Here is a 662-nt window from a genome sequence, read left to right on the forward strand (position 1 = left end):
TCGATGCGGTATGCGCCCGCAGCGTCACCGTCGAAATAATTGCTGATCGTCAGCGTATCCGTCGTCCCGGCGATCGCGATGAGGAGGTTATTCCCCGAGCGGCGGTACGTAACGTCGGAAACCAGAACGTCAGCCCCGAACTCGACGACATCGAGGCGACCGGCTCCGGTGTCATAGCTCGTGATCGTGTCCTGACCTGCCCCACGGCCGAAGACGTACACGTCGTTTCCGGTGCTACCGATCAGCGTATCGTTGCCGGCACCACCGTCGATTCGGTCATTCCCCGCCTCGCCTTCCAGCCGATCATTCCCGGCACCGCCCAAAAGCGTGTCGTTTCCGTTGTCGCCTCGAAGCGTGTCGTTTCCGCCACCTCCATTCAGGGTGTCGTTTCCGTCGCCACCCTCCAGGAGGTCATCACCGTCGTCGCCGCTGAGGACGTCGTTACCGCCATAGCCGTAGATCGTATCGTTGCCGCCCAGGCCGCTGATCGTATCGACGGTGCCGTATCCATAGATCGTGTTCGCGGCCTCGGTCGGGATCTGAACGATCTCCTTGATCGCCGCAACATCTTGAATCGTGCCGTCTGCGAAGCGGAACTGGTCGATGCGGTATGCGCCCGCAGCGTCACCGTCGAAATAATTGCTGATCGTCAGCGTATCCGT

At 60.9% G+C, this 662-nt stretch carries 1 protein-coding gene; it reads right to left on the reverse strand.

The window, feature by feature from the left end; all coding sequences use genetic code 11:
• The coding region (locus AC3WUF_RS20950; RefSeq protein ID WP_492429344.1) for a calcium-binding protein at positions 1–662 on the reverse strand (662 nt) is incomplete at both ends.

The organism is Fontimonas sp. FW305-C-3 (assembly GCF_058783185.1).